The 24,826-nt window shown below is 54.9% G+C and carries 22 protein-coding genes; 10 read left to right on the top strand and 12 right to left on the bottom strand.

The annotated features are described in order from the left end of the window. Positions 1-13 precede the first annotated feature (13 nt). Genes C4520_16880 through C4520_16845 form a run of 8 tightly spaced genes read left to right on the top strand, consistent with a single transcriptional unit; the run spans position 14 to position 9,498 of the window. Entirely contained in the window at positions 14-1,204 is a 1,191-nt protein-coding gene (locus tag C4520_16880; GenBank protein ID RJP17437.1) for a glycosyltransferase, read from the top strand. A gap of 42 nt (positions 1,205-1,246) precedes the next feature. After that, a complete protein-coding gene (locus tag C4520_16875) occupies positions 1,247-1,843 on the top strand; it encodes a methyltransferase domain-containing protein (protein RJP17436.1) in 597 nt (198 codons plus the stop codon). Beyond that, a complete protein-coding gene (locus C4520_16870) occupies positions 1,809-3,017 on the top strand; it encodes a glycosyltransferase family 1 protein (GenBank protein RJP17435.1) in 1,209 nt (402 codons plus the stop codon). The genes C4520_16875 and C4520_16870 overlap by 35 nt, the downstream gene beginning before the upstream one ends. Then, positions 3,014-3,751, top strand: a complete 738-nt coding sequence (locus tag C4520_16865; protein ID RJP17434.1) for a polyprenol monophosphomannose synthase — start codon at positions 3,014-3,016, stop codon at positions 3,749-3,751. The genes C4520_16870 and C4520_16865 overlap by 4 nt, the downstream gene beginning before the upstream one ends. Further along, entirely contained in the window at positions 3,748-4,824 is a 1,077-nt protein-coding gene (locus tag C4520_16860; protein RJP17433.1) for a radical SAM protein, read from the top strand. The genes C4520_16865 and C4520_16860 overlap by 4 nt, the downstream gene beginning before the upstream one ends. Before the next feature lie 19 nt (positions 4,825-4,843). Next, complete coding sequence (locus tag C4520_16855) at positions 4,844-5,920, top strand: glycosyltransferase (GenBank protein RJP17432.1); 1,077 nt, start codon at positions 4,844-4,846, stop codon at positions 5,918-5,920. Between the two features lie 12 nt (positions 5,921-5,932). Further along, positions 5,933-7,396: a radical SAM protein gene (locus C4520_16850; protein ID RJP17431.1), complete on the top strand. Its 1,464-nt coding sequence runs from the start codon at positions 5,933-5,935 to the stop codon at positions 7,394-7,396. Further along, the gene (locus C4520_16845; protein RJP17430.1) at positions 7,369-9,498 is read left to right on the top strand and encodes a DUF2723 domain-containing protein; all 2,130 of its coding nucleotides are present in this window, start codon (positions 7,369-7,371) and stop codon (positions 9,496-9,498) included. Before C4520_16850 ends, C4520_16845 begins: the two co-directional genes overlap by 28 nt. 109 nt (positions 9,499-9,607) lie before the next feature. Here the strand turns inward: C4520_16845 and C4520_16840 are convergent, their stop codons facing one another. The 12 genes from C4520_16840 to C4520_16785 all read right to left on the bottom strand — a co-directional run bounded on the left by C4520_16840 (position 9,608) and on the right by C4520_16785 (position 22,342). Next, positions 9,608-10,333, bottom strand: coding sequence for a spore coat protein (locus tag C4520_16840; GenBank protein ID RJP17429.1), 726 nt, complete (start codon positions 10,331-10,333; stop codon positions 9,608-9,610). Positions 10,334-10,356: 23 nt separating this feature from the next. Continuing rightward, positions 10,357-11,058 (bottom strand): SPOR domain-containing protein, encoded by a 702-nt coding sequence (locus C4520_16835; protein RJP17428.1) that lies wholly within the window; start codon positions 11,056-11,058, stop codon positions 10,357-10,359. 85 nt (positions 11,059-11,143) lie between these two features. Next, on the bottom strand, positions 11,144-11,698 hold the full coding sequence (locus tag C4520_16830; protein ID RJP17427.1) for an N-acetyltransferase: 555 nt from the start codon (positions 11,696-11,698) through the stop codon (positions 11,144-11,146). A gap of 3 nt (positions 11,699-11,701) precedes the next feature. Then, entirely contained in the window at positions 11,702-12,307 is a 606-nt protein-coding gene (locus C4520_16825) for an orotate phosphoribosyltransferase (protein ID RJP17426.1), read from the bottom strand. Continuing rightward, positions 12,304-13,035, bottom strand: coding sequence for an orotidine-5'-phosphate decarboxylase (locus C4520_16820; GenBank protein RJP17425.1), 732 nt, complete (start codon positions 13,033-13,035; stop codon positions 12,304-12,306). Before C4520_16820 ends, C4520_16825 begins: the two co-directional genes overlap by 4 nt. Beyond that, positions 12,995-13,954, bottom strand: a complete 960-nt coding sequence (locus tag C4520_16815; GenBank protein RJP17424.1) for a dihydroorotate dehydrogenase — start codon at positions 13,952-13,954, stop codon at positions 12,995-12,997. The genes C4520_16820 and C4520_16815 overlap by 41 nt, the downstream gene beginning before the upstream one ends. Further along, positions 13,947-15,338 (bottom strand): dihydroorotate dehydrogenase electron transfer subunit, encoded by a 1,392-nt coding sequence (locus C4520_16810; protein ID RJP17423.1) that lies wholly within the window; start codon positions 15,336-15,338, stop codon positions 13,947-13,949. The genes C4520_16815 and C4520_16810 overlap by 8 nt, the downstream gene beginning before the upstream one ends. Before the next feature lie 20 nt (positions 15,339-15,358). Continuing rightward, a complete protein-coding gene (gene disA, locus C4520_16805; protein RJP17422.1) occupies positions 15,359-16,444 on the bottom strand; it encodes a DNA integrity scanning protein DisA in 1,086 nt (361 codons plus the stop codon). Between the two features lie 39 nt (positions 16,445-16,483). Beyond that, complete coding sequence (gene lysA, locus C4520_16800; protein RJP17457.1) at positions 16,484-17,731, bottom strand: diaminopimelate decarboxylase; 1,248 nt, start codon at positions 17,729-17,731, stop codon at positions 16,484-16,486. Positions 17,732-18,014: 283 nt separating this feature from the next. Further along, positions 18,015-19,535 carry a tetratricopeptide repeat protein gene (locus C4520_16795; GenBank protein ID RJP17421.1) on the bottom strand — a complete coding sequence of 507 codons (1,521 nt, stop codon included), beginning with the start codon at positions 19,533-19,535 and terminating at the stop codon, positions 18,015-18,017. Between the two features lie 195 nt (positions 19,536-19,730). Further along, positions 19,731-20,426 carry a cytochrome c gene (locus C4520_16790; GenBank protein ID RJP17420.1) on the bottom strand — a complete coding sequence of 232 codons (696 nt, stop codon included), beginning with the start codon at positions 20,424-20,426 and terminating at the stop codon, positions 19,731-19,733. A gap of 44 nt (positions 20,427-20,470) precedes the next feature. Then, a complete protein-coding gene (locus C4520_16785) occupies positions 20,471-22,342 on the bottom strand; it encodes a hypothetical protein (GenBank protein ID RJP17419.1) in 1,872 nt (623 codons plus the stop codon). Between the two features lie 237 nt (positions 22,343-22,579). Here C4520_16785 and C4520_16780 point away from each other — a divergent pair, with 237 nt between their 5' ends. Then, positions 22,580-24,235 (top strand): D-aminoacylase, encoded by a 1,656-nt coding sequence (locus C4520_16780; protein RJP17418.1) that lies wholly within the window; start codon positions 22,580-22,582, stop codon positions 24,233-24,235. Between the two features lie 84 nt (positions 24,236-24,319). Further along, positions 24,320-24,793, top strand: coding sequence for a flavin reductase (locus C4520_16775; GenBank protein RJP17417.1), 474 nt, complete (start codon positions 24,320-24,322; stop codon positions 24,791-24,793). The last annotated feature ends 33 nt before the right edge of the window (positions 24,794-24,826 follow it).

The raw sequence follows: 24,826 nt of genomic DNA, 5'->3' as shown, positions 1-24,826 counted from the left end.
AAAGGAAATTCGCATGAACGGCCGGTTGTCGCAAATGGACATAGCGATTGTGAAGCATACCTACACTCCCACAGGCGGAGCGGAACAGGAACTGCTGCGATATGTGCTCCCAAAAGCGAAGTCAGTAACGTACATCAGCCACCCATTCAGAGATGCGCGCGACGTGCCTCTGAATACACAAATCTCGATGTTTGAGAACGGCGAACTCAGGAAAGAGATTTCCGCACCTCTTTTCAGAGGCCCGTTCCCGCTCATGGCAATGAAGGATATCATATTCACCGTCTGGTACCTGAAAAAGATGCGCCGTCGAATTCATCTCTACTTCGGCGTGGATAATTTGAACGCCTTCTCCGGAATTGTGCTCAGGCGGCTCGGAGTCGTCGATCGCGTAGTCTATTACGTGATCGATTATGCCCCCGACAGGTTTCGCCGCCCGTTCATGCAGTCGCTGTATCGCAGGCTGGACCGCTGGTGCTGCTATGATGCTGACGCAGTCTGGAACGTTTCAGCCGCGATGGAGGACGCGCGGAAAGCACATGGCTTTGATTCCGGGCGGTCCGCTCCCCAAATCGAGGTTCCGCTTGGCAACTGGTATGATGAATCGCCCAAAACGTCTCCAAACGGGAGCGACAACGGCCTCATCGTATTTCTCGGGACCCTGGCGCGAGAGCAAGGCCTGAACCTGGTGATTGAGGCGCTGCCGAAAATAAGAAAACGCATTCCGAACGCCAGATTAAGGGTGATCGGAAGCGGACCGGAAATGGAACCGCTTAAATCGCTGGCGCATGAAATGCGCGTTGCCGATTCGGTCGAGTTCCTGGGTTTCATTCAAGACGGCGCAAAGGCGGCCGCTCTGCTTGCGGAAGGCGCCGTAGCCGTTGCCCCTTATCTTTATGGAGATAACATATTCAAGCGCTTCGCCGATCCGGGCAAGGTAAAGCTGTACCTCGCGGCGGGACTGCCGGTCGTAATCTCGCGCGTTCCGCCCGTGGCCGAACTGATCGAGAGGAGCGGCGCCGGAATCGCAGTCGAACCCGCCGTGAACGAAATAGGATCGGCTTTGGAAAATCTTTTGTTATCGCCCGGAAAAATTTCCGCGATGCGCGAAAACGCGCTCGAGCTCGGCAAGAAATTCGATTGGATCGGCATCTTCGACAGAGCGTTCGGGCGCACGTTCGAGTGCTGGGTCGTTCAAAATAATTGACTGTCTTGCTCGGGAAACCGATATCGGCACTGAAGGAGCGAGATGAAATTAAACATTGGGTGTGGGAGCCTGGCGACTGAAACCCACGTGAACCTCGATATCGTGCCGTACGAGGGTGTGGATGTTATCGCCGATCTCAACCATACGCCGTTCCCGTTCAAGGATGATTCCTTTGACGAGGTTGTCTGCAACCACGTGCTCGCCCACTTGAACAGCTTTCACAAGACCGTCATGGAGATAATCAGGATTACGCGGGACGGCGGCACTCTGCGTGTTTTTGCCAGCTATTTTCCTTCTTCCAAATGGTTTGGCGATCCGGACCATAAAATCCCGTTCGGATGGAGAACGTTTGACGGATACACCAAGATCGTAGGAAGACCCAAAATATATGAAAAATGGAAACTGGTGCGCAATTCCACCAATTACGGCGCAGGATTTCCGCTGGTAATGGAAAAACGCTGGTTTGTATTTTCCAGCTTCAGAGTGCTCAAGTGGATCGGCTTTTTCATCAATCTCTTTCCTTCAATCTACGACATGTTCTTTTGCCACTGGCTGCCGGCGAGCGAAGTCTGTTTCATCCTCCGGGTCGATAAGAAGAGGCTCGATGTCGGCCCGATCGCCCGGCGAGATGTGGTATAATGGTACTAATCCGGCTCTAAGATCAACTTTCTATATGAGTTACAGAATCCTTGTCATCAATTGGAGAGACATCAGGAATCCCGATATGGGCGGGGCAGAGGTGAATTTCCAGGAGATTTTCAAACGGCTTGTGCGCCGGGAACACCGGGTAACTCTCTTGTGCAGCCGCCACAACAGATCTTTCCCGGAAGAGGAGCAAATTGACGGGATTCGGATAGTGAGGCGCGGCAATCGGTATACATTCAATTATACGGTTCCAGTCGTATATATGCGCGAATTCAAGAACTCCGTCGATATCGTGGTGGAGGACTGCAGCAAGATTCCCTTTTACACTCCATTGTACGTCCGCCAGCCGCTCTTCGTGATGGTACACCATCTTCATGGAACGTCGATCTATGGCGATACGCTTCTTCCGGCTGCGCTCTACGTGCACTTTACGGAATTCCTTATTCCCTTTTTTTATAGAGGCGTCCCCTTTGTCGCCGTCAGCGAGAGCACAAAAAACGAGCTCGTTCAAAAAGGATTGAAGGCTGAAGACGTAGAGGTGGTTTACAACGGCGTCGATCATTTGAATTACACGCCCGACGAGTCCGTGCGATCCAAATCGCCGCTCGTTGTTTGCGTCACCAGACTCAAAAAATACAAGGGCGTGCATCTGCTTCTCCATGCGATGAAAAAGGTGCTGGAAGAGGTCCCTAATGCAAGACTGGTGATCGCCGGCAGCGGAAACTACGAGCCTGAACTGCATCGCATGGTTCGGCGCCTCGGCCTCAACGGCTGCGTCGAGTTCGCCGGATTCCTCGCGAACGATCAGAAAATGGACCTGTACCGCCGGGCGCAGGTCGTGGTGAATCCTTCGGCGAAGGAAGGATGGGGACTTACCGTGACGGAAGCGAATGCATGCGCGACACCGGTTGTTGCCGCGGCAGTGCCCGGATTGGTCGAGTCGGTCCTCGATGGAGAAACGGGATTCCTCTACCCCCATTCCGATACGGAAGCCATGGCGAAACACATAGTTCGCCTGCTGAAGGACGAGAGGCTGCGAAAGCAACTGGGGATGCGGAGCCTGGAGTGGTCCAGAGAATTTACGTGGGATAGAGCGGTCGAGAAGATCGAAATGACAATTGAGCGCGCGGCAACGAACCGAAAAGAGAGGAAAAAGGCAACCGGATGAACAGCCCGGCAAACTCGAATAAGGCACTCGTCGTCATACCAACTCTCAACGAGCGCGAGAACATCGAGAAGCTGCTTCCGGCGGTACTCGAGATGGGCGAAGAGTACCATATCCTCATCGTAGATGACAAATCATCCGATGGAACCGGCGAGCTTGCCGACCAATTCGCGCTCGAGACCGGCCGGGTGCATGTGCTCCACCGTCCGGCGAGAATGGGACTCGGTTCAGCTTATATCGACGGCTTCAAATATGCCCTGAAAAGTACAGACGCCCAGTACGTTTTTGAGATGGATGCCGATTTCTCGCACGACCCGAAGTACCTCCCGGATTTTCTCGAGGTTATCCGTGAAGCCGATCTGGTGGTAGGCTCCCGTTACCTGAAAGGGATCAGCATTGTTAACTGGCCGCTGAACAGGCTTATCATCAGCAAAATCGGAAACTGGTACGCGCGCACCATTACGGGCCTTCCCCTCACGGATGTGACCGCCGGCTACAAATGTTTCCGCCGCTCACTGCTCGAGCAAATCGATCTGGACAGCTTCCATTCCAACGGATATTCCTTCCAAATCGAGATGAGCTACAAAGCCTGGAAGAAAGGGTTTCGCGTGAAAGAGGTCCCGATCGTGTTCGTGGATCGAACGATCGGCGAGTCGAAGATCACCTACGGCATCGTTTGGGAAGCGATTTGGCGGGTGTGGGCGCTGAAATTCAAGTACATGGTGGACAACAGATGAGCGCTTTGCACGATTATATCACGCTGATTCAGAAGCGCGAATTATTTCAAGTTATCTACCACGTCACGCGCCGATGTAATGCCCGCTGCCGCTCATGCTTCAGTTGGAAGAGGACCCTTACCGACGATCCGGAATTGAACCTGATTGAGCTGGAGAAAATAATCCATTCGATGCCCCCCTTTCCGTGGCTTCTGCTTTCGGGCGGCGAGCCGTTCCTGAGGGAAGACCTTCCGGAAACGGTTTCGCTGTTCTATCGAAACAGCGACATTCGACACATCACGCTTCCGACAAACGCGCTGTTGCCCGAGAGAATCGAGTCGATGATCAAGAAAATCTGTTCTACCGCGAGCGAGGCGACGGTCAACCTCGTCCTCTCGATCGATGGCATCGGCGCCGAGCACGACCGCATGCGCGGGACCCCGAATAATTTCGATTCATTGATGGAGACGTGGGGGCGCGTTTCTCCGCTGCGAGACGAGTTGCCGAACCTGTCAATCAAATTCCATACGGTGCTCAGTTCCGACAATTATCTGCATTTTGATGAAATCCGCGACCACGTCAAGAAGCTGCGGCCCGACCTGCACACTTTCGATTTCATCCGCGGCAAACCTGCGGACGCATCGCTCGCCCTTCCGCCCGATGAGGAATTGGTTCCGCTCATCCGGAAAATCAAAGAGGTCTTGCGATTTTACGGCGGCTTCGAGCGCCTGCGCAAGCACCACTCCCTGATGAAATCGGTCTACGACATTATCATGCAGGGATACTATGACGAGTTCCTGCGCATCCGCCGGGAGAGGCGGCAGGTGATTCCCTGTGTCGCCGACTCGATGACGCTCGTGCTCGGAGCGTCGGGCGAGGCGTCGCTGTGCGAAATGCTCGAGCCCTTCGGCTTATTCCGCGAGTTCGACTATGACTATGGCCGGCTCTGCGCGAGCAAAGCCTCGAAAGAGGCGCGGCAGCGGGTTTCCAGCGGAAAATGCTACTGTTATCATTCATGCTATCAAACGCTGAATGTGCTGTTTCGACCTGCGAGCGTAGTCCGGACGCTGGCCCGGCGCGTGGCGGCCGGTTGAACCGGAACAATCAAAACATATGAATGTGGCAACCGTCATTTTCTTTTTGTTCCTCTTCTATATAGGCTTTCTGTTTTTCGGTTACCGCTTCCTGATGAGATATCTCGTGCGCAACAGGAAAATCCAGAGGGTGCAACAGGAGCCTCCGGTCACAATCGTGGTGCCGGCATTCAATGAAGAAAGGAACATCGCGCGGAAGATCAAGGACCTTCGCGCCCTCGTTTATCCGTCCGAAAAGCTTCAGATCATAATTGTGGACAACGCCTCCACGGATCGGACGCATTCGATAGCGTCGACATATCCCGTCGAGGTGTTTCAATCGCCGCGCGGAAAAGTTAATGCAATTAATACCGGCATCAGGCAAGCCGCTTCCGACATCGTTGTCGTCACCGATGCCGATACCCTGCTCAAGCCGGATGCGATCAAATCGCTGGTCACCTGCTTTTCGCACGACCTCATTGGCGCCGTTGGAGGAAAGGCCATCGTGGAAGATACCCGCTCTTTCTTCGGACGGAGCAAGATGAAATATCATGCCGCCGATTGGGAGCTGCGCACGCTCGAGGGGAGGCTTGATTCCTGCATCAGTTTGGACGGCAAGCTGATGGCTTTTCGAAAGGGCGTTCTGCCCGCCCTGCCGCCGGACGTTGTGGTCGACGACCTCGAGATAACCTTCCGGCTGCGCTCGCAGGGGTTCCGTTCCGTCATCGACGATCAATCGATCGTATACGAGACCGGTCCTCAAACGCTTCGAGCGGAGATAAGACAGATTCGCCGGCGAGTGGCGCTCACCATTCCGGTTCTTTTCAATTACATTCACATGCTGTTCAATCCCCGCTACGGCGGTTTCGGGCTGCTCATCTTTCCTATTCGCCGGATGTTTGCGGTCTTCTCTCCGCTGATTTTTCTCTACGTCGTCTCCTTTGTTTTCTGGTGGGATTGGAAGCTGGCGGTTGCGGGCGGCATAATTTCGTTACCCGCGATCATTCTTACGGGTCAATATTTTCCGCTTATCCAGCAGATGGGAATCGTCCTCGGCTGGTACGACGTGCTGACGGCCAGGGTACGGGCATCCGCACAATGGGAGAAGGTGAATTAACCGCGGACGCCGATGAAAGTTGTCTTCGTATACAAAGAAGCTGAATCGCTCGCCATTGAATACCTCTCGGCCGTCCTCAAGCAGCACGGCCACGAGACGTCGCTTGTCTTCGAATCCTTTCTTTTCGACACAAACTATCTCTACATACCTGCCGTCTATAAATACGCGAATCGACCGGCAAGAACAGCCCGGCGCATCCTGGCACAGAAGCCCGACCTTGTCGCCTTCTCGGTGGTCACCGATTATTACCAGTGGATGTGCGCGGTGGCGGAAGAGCTGAAAAAGCTGAGCGACGTGCCGACTGTTTTCGGCGGCATCCACACCACAGCGCTGCCGACAAGAGTGATTCAGAAGCCCTTCGTCGATTACGTAGTAGTAGGCGAAGGCGAATACGCGCTGCTCGATCTGGTGAATGCGCTGCGAGACGGAAAAAGCGTATCGGAGATCGCCAATCTCTGGTCGAAAGCAAATGGAACCATCATTCAGAATCCGCCGCGTCCCCCGATCGAAGATATAAACTCGCTTCCGTTCCCCGACAAGGGCATCTTCAGCAAGCAAGTGCCGATCTACGACGAGATCTACTACGTCCTTACCAGCCGGGGATGTCCGTTTGCCTGCACCTATTGCTGCAACAATATCCTTCACCGCCTGTACGGGGGCAGAAAGTTTCTGCGAAAGCGTTCCCCGCAGAATGTGATCGAGGAACTTGTCCAGGGCCGCAGGCGGTACCCGTTTAAAATGGTCTTCTTCGTTGACGACGATTTCCTGAGCGATAAGAAATGGCTGGCCGATTTCCTCAAAATCTACAAGGAGGAGATCGGCGTCATATTCCGCTGCATCGGAAGCGCGAAAAACGTCGACGCCGAGGTGGCTTTTCTTCTCGCCGACGCAGGGTGCAAACGGATCCAAATCGGGATCCAGACCTGGAACGAAGAATTGAAGCGAAAAGTATGCCATCGGAACGAGACGAATGAACAGGTAATGCGGGCGTGTGAGGCGGTGAAAAGCGCGGGAATTTATCTCGACGTGGATCATATCTTCGGGCTTCCGCTCCATCAACAGCAGGATTATGTTGATGCCGTTCGCCAGTATGCGCGGGTCAGGCCGGACCATATCAACTGCTTCTGGATGCGTTACTATCCCGGCACGCAGATCATCGATATCGCCCTCCGAGAAGGCCTTCTTACGGCGGGCGACATCGAAGCGATCGAAGAAGGGGGTGAGCGCAACTATTTCCGCGGCGGCTCCGTGAAGGACGTTCGTCCGCTGGCGCAAGTGCAGACGCTTTTCACGCTCATTCCGTTTGTGAAGCCGCGCGTCATCGAAATGCTGCTGCGGCGCAACCTGCACAAACTACTATTGCAGTCGTTTCACCTGTTTTTCATACTTCCGCGCCTGATCCAGATGCCATTTCACAAGGACATGTGGTACAACTTTAGGCGAAGCCTGTGGAAATTCCCCCCATTCAGAAAATAGAGCGCCGCGTGAAGCGGATAACTCCGCCGTTCCTCGATCGCCCGCTTTTCCCTGTAGAGGTCGCGGCGCTTTTTCGCCCGTTCGAACTGTTGTTTGCGCTTCTCTCTTTCGGGGGCGCGGCATTCGTATACATTTTCTCGCTCGCACCGGCCATTACATTCGGCGATTCGGGAGAGCTCATAACGGCGGCGGTCCATCTCGGAGTGGCGCACCCGCCGGGGTATCCCCTATATCTGCTGGTTGGGAAACTGTTTTCGCTGCTACCGATCGGAAGCGTCGCTTACCGCTTTAACTTGATGTCGGCTCTTTTCAATTCCGCCGCGGCGGGGCTTCTGGCCCTGGTAATCATCAAAACGCTTCCGCACGTAAGCGCGCGAATTGTGCCGCGCGATCTGGTCGAATCTCCCATCGGCGGCATATTGACCGGGTCCGCATCGGCTGCGGCCGCTCTTTGTTTCGCATTTTCACCTACGTATTGGCAGCAGTCGCTATCCGCCGAAGTTTATGCTCTGAATAATTTCATTATCTGCCTGATTCTCCTGCTCGTCGTTCTCTGGAGCACACTTCCACAGAAGATCGGACTGCTTTTCCTGATCGCACTCCTCTTCGGGCTGGGCCTGGGAAATCATCAGACCCTCGCATTGCTCGGCCCTCCCGTTGCGCTGTACGTTGTGCTCGTCAAGCCGAAGGCCGCGCTGTCGCCGCGCGTACTGGCGGGTTGTCTGGTTCTGTTCCTGCTCGGGCTCTCGATATATCTGTACCTGCCGATTCGGGCTGCAGCAAATCCGCCCATCAATTGGGGCAATCCCGCAAATTGGGATGCGTTCTGGTTCCACATGCTGCGAAAACAATATCGAAGCCTCGACATGATGCGGCCGCTTGAGGTGGTCACCGGCCAGCTCAAATTCTTTTTCACCGCGAGCGCCAGCGAGACGCTCCCGCTTGTTCTCATCGTGCCCGCGCTCATCACCCTTGGATTTGCCGGGGCAGAGGGAAGGAAATGGCTTGTTTTCACGCTGGCCGCATTCGCCTGCACCGGCATCCTTCTCGTTGTCGTTGCAAATACCGAACTCGATCTGAACGCTCAAGACCTTCTGCGGATATATTTTCTGCCGCCCTGGATATTCGCTTCCATCTGGATAGCATATGGGATTGGCGCGGTAAATCTTCTGGCGCTACGGGCGTCGCGCACGATGCGGCGGCATGCATTCCCGGCCGTTCTGCTGGCGGCGCTTTGGCTCTTGTTGCCGATCAGCGCCGCTATCGGCAACTATCGCACGGCAAGCCTGCGCGGACACGATTTTGGAAGAAGATATGGCCAGTTGCTGGTGAACGGTCTTCGCGCGGATACAGTCCTGTTTGCAGGAACTGATTCCGCTTACGCCATACCGATGTACATCAAATGGGTGCAGGGCAGGAGGCCCGATATAACCATTCTCAGCGTCAATAAGCTTTCCGATTTTTCGTACAGGACCGAGGCTGGCCGCAACGCTCCCGAAATGCCGTTTTTGACGGAACAGGATTATGCAGAAGCTTTTTCACAGTATGGCGCCGCACCGAATACTAGCGACGGCATCTATGGAGCCGGAAAGGTGGGACGGCTGAACGCCTACCTGCTGCTCAAGCTGTATCGCAAACTCGCCTCAGAGAGGCCGGTGTATTACGATCAAGGGCTTCCGATTGATTGGATTGCCGACTACGCCGTTCCCTCAGGATTGCTGATGGAATTGAAGGCTTCCAAGATTGAGCGCCTCTCTCCACAGCTTATAGCCTCTGATCGACAGTACTGGCAGACCCTGGAGTCAAATCTTTTTGACAACCCCCATTTCTACCATGATGCCGCCGCCCGGCAGAAATTCTCCAAGTGTCGCTCCAATATCGGGTATTTGTATCTGCGCAGAAAAATGTATTCGGAAGCAGAGAAAGCGCTGGAGCAGGCGATTCGATTCTCCGACAGGAACATCGAGGCGTATGCCTATCTTGCGCTTGTTTACAAGGAGCAGGGAGATCCAGCCAAAGCGGTGAGGGTTTTTGACGAGTATCTGCAGCGCGATACCTGGAATACGAGCGCACACGCCTTCGCACAGTCCCTGAAAAAGTAGCAGACAGAGAGTGTTCGACGATTGGAGCGAGTGGCTTTTGCGATGGGACAGGCCCGAATCTACGGCCGAAAAGATGCGGCCCGTAATCCTTGGGACAGTCCCCATCGCATTATTCGATACCGTACCGTTTAGCGACGAGTTTGTTTGCGCGGACGAGTGAAGGGAACGTGCCGGCGTCAGTCCACCATCCCTGCAGAATTTCATACGTCATGTTTCCCTGCTCGATGTAGGCGTTATTGACGTCGGTTATCTCAAGTTCCCCGCGATCGGAGGGTTTGAGCGTCTTGATGATGTCGAAGACTGCGTTGTCGTACATGTAGATTCCGATAACGGCATATTTCGACTGCGGGTTCTTCGGTTTCTCGTCGATTCTGACGACCTTGTCCCCTGAGAGTACAGCGACTCCAAAGCGCTCAGGATCCGGGACCTCTTTTAGAAAGATCTTGGCCCCCCCGCCCTGCCGCTGAAAATCAAGGACAGCTTTTTTTATGGAACCTTCAATGAGATTATCGCCCAAGACTACGGTAACATCGTCACCGGCCGCGAAATGTTCTGCAAGTCCAAGCGCCTCGGCGATGCCGCCTTCGCCTTCCTGATACGTGTAATTAAAGTGCTTAAGCCCGAATTCCTTGCCATTCCCAAGAAGTCGCAAGAAGTCACCCGCGCTGTTGCCGCCGGTCACCAAAAGGATATCTGTGAAACCCGCTTCCACCAGCGTCTCGATCGGATAGTAGATCATTGGCTTGTTGTAGATCGGAAGCAAGTGCTTGTTGGTCACTTTTGTAAGCGGATACAACCGAGTGCCCAACCCGCCGGCCAGAACAACACCTTTCATGCCTGTCTCCCTCCGGAAATTTTTCAGTCCAGCGCTTTTATAAAACTCGAACCGTAACCCGCCATCTCTCTTATTGATTCGAGCTGGATTTGCGCCTCGTATTCCGAATCATATGGGCCTACGTAAATCCTGTACCACAGGCCCCTCTCGCCAAGATCGGCTTCAAAAATGCCGGCAGGGAAGCCGGCGCCAATCATCTCGTTTCGCGCCTCTGAGGCATCCGCGCGGGTTGTGGTTGAATGCACCTGGATCACATATCGTTTCTCCACCTGCCGCCCCACTTCTTTGACAGGGAGTGGGAGCCCTCTCGTAATTATTGCGTTCTCTCCGGGAGCAGATGGCTCCTTCATGGACGCAGAAACACGCGAATCCAGCGGCGACACAGCGGGAGGAACCGGCTGCGAAAATATTGGCCGTTTCATCGGAGGAGGAGGAGGAGGAGAAGAAGAAGAAGAAGAAGAAGAAGAAGAAACTTCTATTGGCGCATCACTTATTTCGGGGATTCCGACCGGTTCCAGCGGCTGCAGCGGCTGTTCAACCGGAGCCTCGTCCTCGGCGACATGAGCGCCGACGCCTTCTTTGGCCGCAGGTTCCTCGGCAGCGAGAGGCGGAATTGAATCGACCGGCTTCTGCGAACTGATCCGCCCGCCGATAAGCCCCGCTCCCAACGAGAGGAGGAAAACACCTGTGATCAAGCACAATATCTGTACAAGTCTGGAGTTCATGAATATCCTCTACGATCTTCCCGCCCGCTTACCTGCACTTTACCATTTTCGATGTGCGCTGTCAAAGCAGTTTCCGCTCGAATCATTACTGAATCTGCACGTTCGCCTCTATAGGGATATCGACTCTGGTGACCCCCCGGTCCCAGTTGTGTTTGCTCATTATCAGGCCGCTCTTGCGGAGCACGCCGAACATGCGCACGTTCTCGTTCATGATATACCCGACGATTACGCGCACGCCTTGCAGCTTGGCCACGTGCGCAAGATGCCGCAGCACTTCAGTCCCGATCCCCCGTTTCTGGTAGGAATCCTGAACCACGATCGCAAATTCAGCTTCATCGGGATTGTCCTTCTCCAGGGTGTACCTGCCGACCGCAACCATTCGCTCGCGGCCGTCCTCGTCCACCAGCGCAACGATCGCCATCTGCTTCTCATAATCGATGTGCGTCATCTTCTCCAACTGGTCCTTCGGCATGTATTTCAATGTAGAGAAGAAGCGGAAGTAAATGGTCTCCTTCGAAAACGAATTGAATAATTCGATCATCAAGTCTTCGTCGGTCGGCTTGATAGGGCGCAAAGAGATTTCTGTCCCATCGGCAAGCGTCACGCGTCTCTTATATTGTTCAGGATATTCCGAATTCATATCTCAGATTTGACGGCTGCCGGGTTTGGAAAGCGGCAGCCCTTGTTTACAGAGCGGGCAGGAGCGAGGCTCGAATGTCGAGACTTCAAGCTTCGCGAGCGGCTTGAACGGCACCCCGAATTTTATGCCGCCGCCGCTCCTGTCGATAATGGCGCCGACTCCGACGATGACCGCGCCGGCTTTTTCGAGGGCGGACATAACCTCGCGCACTGATCCACCGGTCGTCGTAACGTCCTCGACTACAAGCGCACGCTCATTACCAGCTATGGCAAATCCCCGCCTCAGTTTCATCGATCCGGCCTCGCGCTCGCAGAACATCACGCGCGCTCCCAACTCGCGGCCAACCTCGTGAGCAATGACGATTCCGCCAACAGCGGGCCCGACAACACAGTCGATTTCATCTCCCTGAAACTTTGCCGCGATAGCGGCCCCCAGTTCTCCGGCTGTTTCCGGATACTGCAACACGAGCGCGCACTGCAGGTATCGATCGCTGTGAAGGCCTGAAGTCAACTGAAAATGTCCGGAGAGCAATGCCCCTCTTTTCTCGAACATCTCGAGCACCTGGACCGAAGTGAGTTTCCTATCTGCGCCTGTGGATTTCCGATTCATGCTTTTTCCGCCAATTCGGCAACTATTTTTTCTATTGCTTCAAATGGATCGTCCGCTCTGGTTATGGGACGTCCGACTACTATCCTGGAAGCTCCCAGTGCGACTGCTTCAGAGGGCGTCGTTATTCGGCGCTGATCGTCAGTCGGAGCCCACGCAGGCCGAATGCCGGGTGTGACGACTTCGAGTTCGCTTCCGCAGGCGCTCCTGATGTCGGCCGCTTCCTGCGCCGAGGCCACAACTCCGCCGAGTCCGGCCTCCCGCGCCTGCCGCGCCTTCTCAACAACAAACTCGCGCAGATTATCCGTGGAAATGCCGATTTCCTCCTGCAGAGTGCGAATATCCAGGCTCGTCAGCACGGTCACCGCCAGCACGACGGGAGGTTCCGTCCCCAGCGCCTCCGACGCTTCAAGCGCCGAGGCCGCGGCCGCTCTCATCATGGCGACGCCGCCCAGCGAATGCACGTTGAACATATCTGCGCCAATCTCCACCGCCCGTGCGGAAGCGGCAGCAACCGTAGCCGGAATGTCATGGAATTTCAAATCCAGAAAGACCTTCTTTCCCAACGATTTGATATCCTTCACGATAGCGGGACCGCTCGCTGAAAAGAGCTCCAGCCCGATCTTGTAAAAGAGCACAGCATCTCCCATCTCCTCGACAAAGGTTAGAGCCTGCTCGGCGCGCGCGAAATCAAGCGCAACAATTAGTTTTTCTCTGGGGTCCAGGTTCATCAGATATGATGCTCCCGATGAGCTGATAGACATCGCTCATCTCGTTCTCGATCAGGTACCGCTCGATTCCTTCAATTATTTCAATGGTGATCTTCGGGTTGATAAAATTGGCCGTTCCTACAGCGATCGCGGTTGCGCCCGCTATGAGAAACTCAACCGCGTCCTGCCAGCAGGAAATTCCACCGATACCCACCACCGGAATTTTCACGGTATGGGCTACTTCCCAAACCATCCGCAGCGCAACGGGTTTTATGGCCGGCCCGGAAAGACCGCCCGTAATATTTGCAAGCACGGGCCTGCGGGTGGCGATATCGATGGCCATGCCGGTTATGGTATTGATAAGGGAAACCGCGTCGGCGCCCCCGCGCTCAACCGCCAATGCAATTGCGGTTATATCGGTAACATTGGGAGTCAGTTTGACGATAAGCGGCTTATCCGGCGCCGCGTTCTTTACCGCCTGCGTGATCTCCGCGCAGAGGTTCGGATTCTGGCCGAATGAGATGCCGCCCTGTTTGATGTTCGGGCAGGAAACGTTTAGCTCGATGCCGGCGATTCCCTCCTCGGAATTCAATCGCTTCGCGACCGCAACATAATCATCAATCTCGCGGCCCACGACGTTCGCGATGACTGCGGTTTTTAATTTCCGAATGCGCGGAAGCTTATCGGTAAGAAAGGCATCCAGCCCCACGTTCTGCAACCCGATTGCGTTCAACATGCCCGCGCGCGTTTCAACGATGCGGGGCGGCCGGTTTCCCGCCCAGGGACGACTCGAGACGCCCTTGGTGACAAAGGCGCCGAGGCGCGACAGGTCTATGAAGCGCGAGAACTCGAGCCCATACCCGAACGTGCCCGAGGCGGTCATTACCGGGTTCTTCATGTCGATGCCGCCGACATTTACTCGAAGACTTGGTTTATGCATGCCACATCACTTTTCTAACATCAAAAGCCGGCCCTTCAACGCAGATGCGCGTGAAATGGGCTTTCTGGCCCGGCTCCTTCACCGCGCACACACATGAGATGCAGGCGCCGATACCGCAGGCCATTCGTTCTTCCAGCAAGACTTCGCACGGCAGGTGAAAACGATTGGCGATCCCGTTCAGTGCCGATAAGAGCGGGCGCGGACCGCACGCGAACATTTTCATCGAGGCAAGCCGCCCCTGATTTTGTTCGAGATACTCCAACAACGGCTTCGTGACCAGCCCATGGATGCCGGCGCTGCCGTCGTCGGTGCAGACGGCCGGACAGAGCCCCATTCGCTCGAATCGCTCTATGGTATCACCATTCTCTCCTTCAAGACAAAAAGGAATTCTATCTTTCGAGACAGCGCCCAGAAAAAGCTTGACTTCGCAGCCTCTCCGGCTGAGCTCTTCCGCAAGAAATATGAGTGGCGGCGCTCCAATGCCGCCGCCGACCAGGAGAGCGATTTCAGGAATGGGACCAACGGCAAATCCTTTCCCGAGCGGCCCGACAATATCTATCTTGTCACCGGCGGCATACCGGCTCAATGCTCCGGTACCGGGTCCGCCGGGAATCCGTCTATAAATTATCTCGAATTCCGCCCCAAGCCACGTCACCAGATCAAGCCACGCCTCATTCGCGTCAGCCGGACCTGCTTTATAGGAGGCAATGCTGAAAGGGCGCCGCAGGAACGGACGCCGCTCGAGCAGTTCGATCCCGCGCAGGCGGGGCAGTGTCTTTTCAGAATACTCGAACGAGCGGTACTTCGGATCAGAGACATGCGGGACAGGATCGCACATCACTTGCAGGAACTGGCCGGGCAAAGGCCTCTGCGCATAAGGCGCTTTCACCTTCAGCGAGAAGTGATCGCGAATGAATTCAGCCGAGTCGACGACGGTGCCGTTGAATTGGGAAGGCGGCTGCAGCGGCGCCGCCGCAGGCAGGCATTCCATCAGCGCCAGTATTCTCGCATGATCTTCTCCCGCTGATTCCTCATCGAGGAAGCGAAGAAACGGGAGCGGTTCGATAAAACCGATGCTGCCCGCCTTATCGGAGTATACGATCGTGTCTTTCAGAAAAGGAACGCCTTCAGCCAAACGACGCACGGCAGACGGCTCCGGCAGAATATAAAATTTCCAGATTGCACTCCCCCGCTCCGCCCATGAGAGGTCAGGCTCCGGCAAAGGGCTTCTCTTGCGAGCGACTGCAGCACGTTTGGCCGGCGCCCCCTTGAGGCGCAGACCGGCCTCCGCATCCATATAATGTTTTCGGGCGTAATCGGCGAGAAAGTCGGCAAGCTCTGAGCGGATTCTTCCGCGGGCGGAATTCGGCTTTTTTTTTGTCACTTCGATGGAACCGCCTTCTCTTAGTGGAGGTCGAAGATGAGTTGGTTGCGGAGCAGCTTCAGGCCTTCCTTCAATTTCTCGGCCCGGACGTCGCCCATTCCCTCGACGACGGTCAGCTTCTCACGGGGCGCCTGCACAATTGCTCTGAGATTGCTGAACGTATTCACCAGGTTTTCGATAACCGGCCGCGGAAGCCGGTGGGTTTTCATCAATATGCGATAGCCGCGCGGGATCAGGTACTCATCAACCGCACTGATGTTGAGGCCGAACCCGAGCGCATTCGAGATGTTCCCCAGGTTGAGAAGTTCCATCGACGAGAACTTGCTCAACCGGTTAAGCACTTCCTTCTCGCTGCGAATCTCCTTGTCGCGGAAGTAATCGCGAATCACCATCAGCCCCTCATTCGCGCTCTCTTCGAGCTCCCGCAACTGCATTTCGAGGAGGCGTCCCTCGACACCGAGTTCGACGATATAGTACTTGACCTCTTTTACAATCCTCAGCACCATCTCGGTATGCTGGATCGTGCGTGCAACGTCGTAAATGGTCACCAGGTCTTCCAACTCGCGCACGCTCAGCTCGACCAGCAGGCGGTCGAGCGTCGCCTTGTATTTCTCGAGGGTCTGAAGCGCCTGGCTCGCCTTGTTCAGCAGAGTCGCAATGTTATCCATCACGTGCTTGATCTCGCCGACGTACAACGTGACTGTCGAACGCCGCTGCGAGATCGCTATCACTATCTCCCCCGTTTGACAGGCGAAGCGTTGGGCGGCCCGATGGCGCGTGCCGGTCTCTTCCGAATAGATGGTCTCATCGGGAACAAGAAAAGTGTTGGCGGAAATGATTTTGGTGACATCCTTGTCCACGAAGATTGCGCCGTCCATTTTCGCCAGTTCATAGAGGAGTGTCGGCTGGAAAGGACTGTTGATTTTCACTCCACCCTCGGCCAAGGCGCGAGCCTTCGGGCTGCTGCTGATGACGATTAATCCGCCGGTACTGCCCTGGATGATATAGGAAAGCCCCTCACGAAGCATTGTTCCCGGCGCCACCTTTCGAAGGGCTTCAAGAAATTTCCTGTCTTCGTATAAACTCGCCTTGTCTGTTGGGGTCATATGTTTTGGCTGATCTTTCACTTTCCTTCCGGCCTTGTGTTAGCAGCTTTCCAGGGCGATCATCTCCTCAAATGTCTGGCGGCGGCGAATCACCTTCATCTGCGCGCCGTCAACAAGCACTTCCGCAATGAGCGGACGCGAATTATAATTGGAAGACATCGCCGACCCGTACGCGCCTGCGCTCATGATCGCCAGTGCGTCACCCGGCTTGACCTCGGGCATGCTTCTGCCGCGGGCGAAGAAATCCGCCGATTCACAAATCCCGCCGACCACATCGGCTACTATCATCGCGCGCTCCTCTCCCGCTTCGTGGATCGGAAGAATGCGATGGTACGCACCGTACACGCTGGGTCTGATCAGGTCGTTCATGGCGGCATCAACAACAATGAATATCTTGTTCGGCGTTACTTTCACATGCAACACCTTCGTGACCAAAATTCCGGCATTGCCCACAAGCACGCGGCCCGGCTCAACTATCAAGGTGCAGCCCGACTCCGCAATCAACGGATGGATGGCCTCCGCATATTCCTCCAAGGAAGGCGGCTGCTCTCCATCATATGTGATCCCGATACCGCCGCCCATATCAATGTATCGCAGCTTGACCCCTTCATTTTTCAATTGGGCCACCAGCGCCACAACTCGCTCCAGGCTCTCGACAAACGGCGACAGTTGAATGATCTGAGACCCAATGTGCTTGTGGATGCCAACGACGTCCACGTTCCGCAATAAAAGAACCTTCCGGTAATATTCGAGCGCCTGTTCTATCGGGATGCCGAACTTGTTCTCGCGTAACCCGGTGGAAATATACGGATGCGTTCGAGGATCGATGTCGGGGTTGACCCGCAGGGCGATCTTTGCCCGACGGCCCATCTCTCCCGCGATGCCATCGAGCAAATACAGTTCACTTTCTGAATCGACGTTGAACATCAAAATGTCATGCTCAAGGGCAGACCTTATTTCCTCAGCCGTCTTCCCGTTCCCGTTGAAAACTATTTTCGACGCCGGAATTCCACCTCGAAGCGCACGGAAAAGCTCGCCGCCTGACACCACGTCGGCGCCGGCGCCTTCGCCGGCCAACAGGGAACAAATCGCCATCGATGAATTGGCTTTCATCGCGTAACAAATCACATGTTCGATGCGGGCGAGAGATTGGTCCAGATGCCGATAATGGCGCAACAGTGTGTTTTTGCTGTAAAGATAAAACGGGCTTCCAACGCGATCGAGGATTGAGGGGATCGGCAGGTCTTCGCAGTGCAGAATTCCATCTTTGTACGCGAACAGGTTCATCGGAGCCACCGCGTTGCAATTCAAAATCAGACAAGGAGATAGGTTTTCCAACCGCCACTCGGCTGCCGTGCCATCTTCATCCTAACTCCTTTGGCGATTTATACTAACACACATTTACGGACGGTGTCAATGATAAATTTGTTCTATGCAGGAAAAACCTTCCCTTTCCACTCGCCCAAAGGAGAATCGATCCCCGCATGGAAAGCGTAAGCCATTAGTTCTAAAAAGGTTAAATCTGCTGAATGGAAACAGAAAAGCCTGGCAGGTTACTGATCTGAAGCGCCTATTCGAGATCGCTCGAAGCTCGCGGCGGCGGCGGAATGGCCGAATGCTGCCGCCGAAGCGCCTGCAGTTCTTCCCTTATTTTCGGGTCGTCTCCCATGAGGTCAAGTGCAATCGAATAATGAACCGCCGCCTCCGTTACCCGCCCAAGTTGTGAATAGCAGCGTGCGAGATTCACGTGAGTCTGGGGCAAATCATCCCGCAATGCCAGAGCCTTCTGAAGGGCTTCCACCGATTCCTCGGCTTGCCCCAGCTTCATGTACTCAAGCGCCAGGTTATTCCAGGCGACGTAACTTGTAGGTGATAATTGTGCGGTTTTCGACCATAACAATACGGGGTGTCTCCAATCAATATTCCGCCTGATCGCCAAGGTCATCAGCAGGAACAGCAGCACGACGACAGCCGAAACCGAAAGGCGCCTGTAGCGCAAAGGAATTCCGGCGGCCGCCTGCACCGCCGTCGCCGCGACAATACAGAATCCAATAGACGGGCCATAGAGGAACCTGTCAGCCACAATCGCGTTAACGGGAATGATATTTGAAACGGGCGCCATCGCCGCAGCAAACCAGTAAATCCCGAAAGAAACCAGCGGGACTCGCCTATACAGGAAGTAAGCCATAAGGATAACCGCCGTCACCAGGAAGAGGCTGAAGAGGATGCCGGCGTCAAAGAAGGTCTGGGGCGGTTCGAAATGACGCGAAAGCGACAACTCCACCGGGACAAAGAGCAGCCTCATGTAAACCGCCGCCGCGCGCAGCATGGCGAGAAAAGTCGTGTAGCTGCTTCCTCCATGATACTCCACCTGCCCAACCCTTCCCAGCACCTCCGCCCGCAATATCAGGTACGCCGCCGCAACTGCGACAAACGGCAGATACAACTTCAGACGCCTTTTCAGTTCGCGCCTGCCGTGCACGTACAGATCGTGGCCCAGCAAGAGTGCCGGCAGCGGCAGCGCCATTTCCTTTCCCAAGAGAGCGAGCAAGTATGCGCCGACCGCGCCGGCCAGCAACAGCCATCTTCCTGGCCCCTTCGCCTCATCGATGCCTGCATACATCAGGTACGAGAGCAAAAAGAAAAACAAAAAAAGCACATTTCCGCGTCCCGAAATCCAGGTTACCGCCTCCGTATGCACCGGATGCACTGCAAACACCAAGGCGCCCAGAACTGAAGGCAGTTCCGCGAGACCGATCCGCCGCAGCACCAGGAACAACAGGAAGGCGTTCAAAATATGAAACAAAACGTTCACCGCACGGAAGCCCGCCGGCTCCAGCCCGTGGGCGGCATAATTCAAGGCAAAACTGAAGGATGCAAGCGGTCGAAAGACATGGTAACTGACCGGCTGAGAAAAAGCCTCGGGCGAGAACAAGAACTTCGATAACGGTGTGAGCGTGCGGATCGCGTGATTGTTGCAGATGAAAGCATAATCGTCGTAGACAAAATCAGCCGTCAAAGAATTCATGTAAACCAGAGAGACTGCTCCGGCGAGCAGGCAGAAGATAAGGGTCCAGTGAATTTTATGCATGAAAATGTTTACGGAAGGTGCGTGTGGGAAGCGGTTTCATTCTGTGGCTATTTTATCAAAGCCGTGAAACCACCGTCAAGAAAGGAGGGGACTCTCGATCAAGCTTCTTTTGTTGTGACGTTTCGCATCCCCTCTTGAGGCCCTGCTCACTTCCAAAAAGTGTTTGAGCAGAGAATTCAACTCCGGCAAAAAATCTCAATGCTCATGGTCATCCGTCTCCTGCTCGTGCGAATGGTCCCGCTCGGGAACGGGTTCCTGTTGCGACGGCGCCGCGGGCTGTTGCTCGGAAGGCTGCTGCTCAGAAGGCTGCCGCCCGGGCTCTTCTTCATGCTCGTGCTCTCCGACCGGCAGGCCTATTTTCCACAAGCCCCTCTCCTTCAGCATCTCTTCATAGTTCCCCTTCTGATCGGGATCGCCCAGAACCCGCATATAATAGACGATCTTCCACTGGACATCATCATCTATCAGCTTCGCCCATCCCGGCATTCCGGTGTAGCGTATGCCGTTGTCGGTGATCCATTTCAACTGTTCGTCGGAATACGCCTGCACCACGTCATCCGTCAGGTCAGTCACTTGAGGATGGAATGACTCGGCTAACAAGGAATCCGCATCACCGCTCAGATCGTGGCAGACAGCACAGTGATGGTTAAAATGTTCGCCGCCCTCAAGAAGCGCTTCCCGGGTCTTTTCGGGTGGAGGCAGGACTTCCCGGGCTTCGGGTATAAACCAGAGCTTCACTTGATTGATAACGGCGGACTGGTAGGCCGGTGGTTCCTCTATTGCGCCGCCTCGAATCGAATCGATGCCAAAAATAATCACCACAATGACAACAATCAGAATCGCCGCCAAAAATCCCCATAAGAACCTCATACGCGCTCCCTCCCGAACCATTCCAACCCGGTTGCATAGAGTATTAACATCTTTTTACAGAATCGCTAGGTTTTGCGGTTCCGAAGGACCACAAAAAGGAATATAGACATGATCAAAAAGCCGATGACGCCCTCCAGTCTCACCAGCAAATCGCCTGGCTTCGTCGCTGCCTCCAGATCAGTCAGACCGGCCGAAAAGAATATGTACATACTCTTCGCCACGCACCCCGCGAACCGACAAATTGCCCATTCACCGTTTCCGCCCATACCGGCAGCCGCGGCTGAAGTCATTTCGCCTACAAGAAAAAATATGGCAGCGAAAATAAGAATAATGAACACGGCTGACAGCGCAATATTTCCGATTTTCCGGCCATACCCGCTGAGCCATGCGCCAAACACGAGTTCCAAATAGCGGCGAAGCGAAAATAGCAGGCGTGCTTTTCGACGGCATTCGTGCGCCGAGAATGCAAAATCGTTTGCAAGACGCTTGTTTGATTCTGTTCGGGCAGCCTGTTCCAGAATTTCCAGGGCGGCCGCCGCGCTCCGTTGCGCCCCGGGATCGCGAGCCTCGATTTCGTCGGCGCAGGTGTAGCGCTTTCTTAGGTAAAGGAAATATCGGATGGAAGGCCATGCGGCTCGGTCGGCCCGAAACTGCGACTGCATCTGAAAATCGCCGAACAGCGTGTGCCGCAGATCGACGCGTTCGAATGAGCAAGCCCCTGAAAAACGCGCCCGCTGAAAGCTGATCGGTCTGCCGGATTTGCCGGCAAAGCGTGCGTGCGAGAAATCCGCCTCCGCGAGAAACTTCGCGCCATCAAAACTCGCTCCGTAATCCAACCGGACTTTACTGAATGAGGCGGAATCGCAAAACTGGACATCGTCAAAGAGTGGAGGATACTCCATTGAAAATGTGGCGCCGTCAAACTCCGCCTTCCCATTGAATTCAGCCCCTGCAAATGTGGTGGACGCGCCGGAGAAGACGGTTTCACGGAAATCGGCAGATGCGAGATGAAACTGCATTTTTGAGAAATCGCTCTGCTCGGCTGAGAATAGAGCGGGATGAAAACTGATCTTTGAGCACGTGCATTTCGCATCGGAGAATGAGGCTGTCTCGCCGGCAAACTGAGTCCCGTGAAAAACGACTTCCTCTCCGCCAAAGTGCGCTCTGCTGAAACTGCACCCGCCGCCCGAGAAGCGGCACTCGGCGAAGACAGTCTTGTTCCCGAGAAAACAAGCCTTCTCAAATCGAGCGACTCCTCGCGAGAATCTTGTCTCCTGAAAATTGACCTCTCTCCCGGTAAATCGGGACTCGCTGAAATCGATGTCGCACAAAAATTGCAACCATTTGAAATTTGTCATTTCACCGTCGAAATAGCACCGCGAAAAGTCGGCGCGGCGTCCGGAAAAAATGCCTTCGGTGAAGTATGTCCCCATGCCCTCAAAACAAGCTCCGCTGAAATCGGCGGCCGCTTCAAAGCTGACTCCATTAAAGTTCGTCGTCTCGCTCCGGAAAGAAGCGCGGCTGAATTCGGCGGTCGAGCCGGAGAAAATGGCGTGCGAAAAAAAAAGCGTCCCGCATTCGAAGGTCGAATCGCTAAAATCGGCTCTTCCTCGAAACTCGGCCCCGCTGAAATCAACCGACGTCCCGCCGAATCGAGTTGATCGGAATGAGGCGTCTCCCAAAAATACGGCTTTCGAAAAGTCCGCGTCGGCGCCAAAATTTTGTCCTCTGAAATCTGACGCCCCTTCAGGAAACACAAAGCCGGAGAAATTATAATTGCCGCTGTTCAGCCGTGCATGAACCAGCGCCAAAAACTGAGCGACATCCTTCCTCGCGTCGGGATCGTGCAGTATGCATACGTCTTTCGGTTCTTCCCCTTGGGGGAGGCACGAAAGCGGTACGGCATTCCGGCAGTATCTGCATTTTTTTGAACTCATTGCAGGATGTCCTTACCCCCAGCGTGTCCTTTTTAGAAGAAATGTGAAACACCCGGAGTTTCCGCGGCCCGCGAGCAACGCCGAAAGAGCCGGCCGCCGGCAAATCCTCTCGACGAATCAGGGGTGAGATGTTATACTGAAGGCGCTTTGCCGGGAAGGTTAATCGTGGGCCTTGGGTGACGCCGGCGACAACTCGCGAAGCGATAACAACATCGTCAAGAACAAGAAGGTGACGCCATGACTTTCGATGTACTGATCAAGCACGGAAACGTTATCGATGGCAGTGGGAAGGCGGCATTTCGGGCGGACGTCGGGATTTCCGGCGACAGAATAGCGGACGTCGGCGATCTCGCAGGCGCTCAGGCCGATCGCGTAATCGATGCCTCCGGCATGGTGGTAACCCCGGGATTTATCGATATCCATTCCCATTTCGATTGGCCGATCCTCGACCCCGACCACAGCGACCTCCTCAGTCCGTTGCTCAAGCAGGGCGTCACCACGATGGTCACCGGCAATTGCGGTTTCTCGCCGGCGCCGCTGTCGAGCCGGTTCAAAGAGATCGCGATGAGGCGCGCCATCTCGCTACTGCTCGGAGACATGCCGGCCGGAAAAAACCTGGATGAAGTTTTCCCGTGGCACTCGATGGGGCAGTTTCTCGATCATATCGACAGGCAGGGCGTCTCCTTCAATGTAGCTGAACTTGTAGGACACGCAGCGCTTCATTTCGCGGTTAAAGGGGAGGATACGGCGCCGCCGAACAAGGAAGAACTCGAAAAAATGAAGCAACTGGTGCGCCGGAGCCTCGAGGAGGGAGCTTTCGGCATCTCGACAGGCCTTGGGTACTCGCCCGGCATCTTCAGTCCGCAGGAGGAAGTTATCGAGTTCGCAAAAATCGTGAAAGAATACAACGCGATGTTCCCGTCGCACCTGCAGGCCTACAGTTGGGTTTCGCCGGCATACGAAGAAATCGGAGGCGAGCCGCATAACCTGCGCTCGGTGAAAGATTTCATCAAGGTGGGCGAATTGACGGGCCAGCCGCTGCAGATTTCACACCTGATCTTTGTCGGGCAGAATACATGGCAATCGACGACCGATGCCGTCATCAACGAGATCGAAGCGGCCGTTAAGCGGGGAATCGACGTCGGCTTCGATGCCTACGCCTACACCGTCGGCATCTCCACCATCGCCGTCATTTTCCCGGCATGGGCGCTGCCCGATTTGGTGAATAATCTGAAGAACCCCCAGACAAGGGAGCGGATTCGCGCGGAAATGGACACGGCAAAGGTGCTGCTTCAATTCGACTACGACGACCTGGTGCTCATGTGGGGCGGTGTTCCGAGCCTGGAAAAATATGAAGGGAAAAATGTTCGCGAAATCGCCGAGATGCGAAATGAAGACCCATTCGATGCTTATTGCTATCTGGTCGTGGAAAGCAAGGTGCTGGCGCGCATTTTCCTCGCGCAGTACAGCGGAAACAAGCGTGATGAGGCCGTCCTGCGGCGTGTGCTGGCGCATCCGCTGAATTCGTTTGAGACTGATTGCATGATCACGCGCAAGGGGTGGCAATATCCGAACTCATGGGGAAATTATCCGCGCATCCTCGGACATTACGTGCGCGAATTGAAGCTGATGTCGCTCGAAGAGGCTGTTCGCAAAATGACCTCGCTGCCGGCTGCTCGGACCGGGTTGAAGGACCGCGGCCTGCTGAAGAAGGCTTATGCGGCTGACGTGGTCGCGTTCGATCCGAAGACTGTCATCGATCATGCGACCCTGAAGAATCCGACGGCAGAGTCGGAGGGAATCAAATACGTGCTGCTGAACGGGCACGTCGTGGTGGATAACGGCACATACAAATCGCGGCAACTCCATGGCAAAGTTTTGCGCAGAAGCTAAACCCTGAAATTGCCGCTCGCGTGAACATCTTCTATCTCACAACGCGGCATAGCCAAGCTTTTCCGGAAAGAAAAGAGGCTTCCCATGAAAGAACAGATTCACGAGGCGTTAGGACTATTCACCTACGGCATCTATATCCTCACGAGCCAAAAGGGAGACGAAAAACACGGCATGATCGTGTCGTGGGTGTCCCAAATTTCGCACGATCCGCCGCTCGTAATGGCCGCCATTCGCAAGAATCGTCGAATGCATCCCATTGTGGAAGAAGCCGGCTCTTTCGTTCTGCACGTGCTTGACAAGGACGCGAAACAGATTGTCAGCCGCTTCAAATATCCTTCACCGGCAGAGAGATTTGCCGGCGTCGAGTGCGCCACAGGAGCGACCGGCGCGCCGATAATAAAGAACGTACCGGCTTACGCGGAATGCCGCCTGCGGCAAACGTTTGATACCGGCGATCACACCCTATTTATCGGCGAGGTTGTCTCCGCCGGCGTGTCCGGTAAAGGCGCCCCCATGACCGGCTGGGATTATGGAAAGATTTATCAGGGCGATTCCTGAAATATGAACGCCCAATTCTCCCTTTCCCGAATG

Source organism: Candidatus Abyssobacteria bacterium SURF_5 (assembly GCA_003598085.1).
Classification (GTDB): domain Bacteria; phylum Abyssobacteria; class SURF-5; order SURF-5; family SURF-5; genus SURF-5.
This window is presented reverse-complemented; position numbering and strand designations above follow the sequence as displayed.

Coding starts and splice junctions, on each gene's coding strand:
- C4520_16880 (RJP17437.1), top strand. CDS start 14: ATGAACGGCCGGTTGTCGCAAATGGACATAGCGATTGTGAAGCATACC.
- C4520_16875 (RJP17436.1), top strand. CDS start 1,247: ATGAAATTAAACATTGGGTGTGGGAGCCTGGCGACTGAAACCCACGTG.
- C4520_16870 (RJP17435.1), top strand. CDS start 1,809: ATGTCGGCCCGATCGCCCGGCGAGATGTGGTATAATGGTACTAATCCG.
- C4520_16865 (RJP17434.1), top strand. CDS start 3,014: ATGAACAGCCCGGCAAACTCGAATAAGGCACTCGTCGTCATACCAACT.
- C4520_16860 (RJP17433.1), top strand. CDS start 3,748: ATGAGCGCTTTGCACGATTATATCACGCTGATTCAGAAGCGCGAATTA.
- C4520_16855 (RJP17432.1), top strand. CDS start 4,844: ATGAATGTGGCAACCGTCATTTTCTTTTTGTTCCTCTTCTATATAGGC.
- C4520_16850 (RJP17431.1), top strand. CDS start 5,933: ATGAAAGTTGTCTTCGTATACAAAGAAGCTGAATCGCTCGCCATTGAA.
- C4520_16840 (RJP17429.1), bottom strand. CDS start 10,333: ATGAAAGGTGTTGTTCTGGCCGGCGGGTTGGGCACTCGGTTGTATCCG.
- C4520_16835 (RJP17428.1), bottom strand. CDS start 11,058: ATGAACTCCAGACTTGTACAGATATTGTGCTTGATCACAGGTGTTTTC.
- C4520_16830 (RJP17427.1), bottom strand. CDS start 11,698: ATGAATTCGGAATATCCTGAACAATATAAGAGACGCGTGACGCTTGCC.
- C4520_16825 (RJP17426.1), bottom strand. CDS start 12,307: ATGAATCGGAAATCCACAGGCGCAGATAGGAAACTCACTTCGGTCCAG.
- C4520_16820 (RJP17425.1), bottom strand. CDS start 13,035: ATGAACCTGGACCCCAGAGAAAAACTAATTGTTGCGCTTGATTTCGCG.
- C4520_16815 (RJP17424.1), bottom strand. CDS start 13,954: ATGCATAAACCAAGTCTTCGAGTAAATGTCGGCGGCATCGACATGAAG.
- disA (RJP17422.1), bottom strand. CDS start 16,444: ATGACCCCAACAGACAAGGCGAGTTTATACGAAGACAGGAAATTTCTT.
- lysA (RJP17457.1), bottom strand. CDS start 17,731: ATGAACCTGTTCGCGTACAAAGATGGAATTCTGCACTGCGAAGACCTG.
- C4520_16795 (RJP17421.1), bottom strand. CDS start 19,535: ATGCATAAAATTCACTGGACCCTTATCTTCTGCCTGCTCGCCGGAGCA.
- C4520_16790 (RJP17420.1), bottom strand. CDS start 20,426: ATGGTTCGGGAGGGAGCGCGTATGAGGTTCTTATGGGGATTTTTGGCG.
- C4520_16785 (RJP17419.1), bottom strand. CDS start 22,342: ATGAGTTCAAAAAAATGCAGATACTGCCGGAATGCCGTACCGCTTTCG.
- C4520_16780 (RJP17418.1), top strand. CDS start 22,580: ATGACTTTCGATGTACTGATCAAGCACGGAAACGTTATCGATGGCAGT.
- C4520_16775 (RJP17417.1), top strand. CDS start 24,320: ATGAAAGAACAGATTCACGAGGCGTTAGGACTATTCACCTACGGCATC.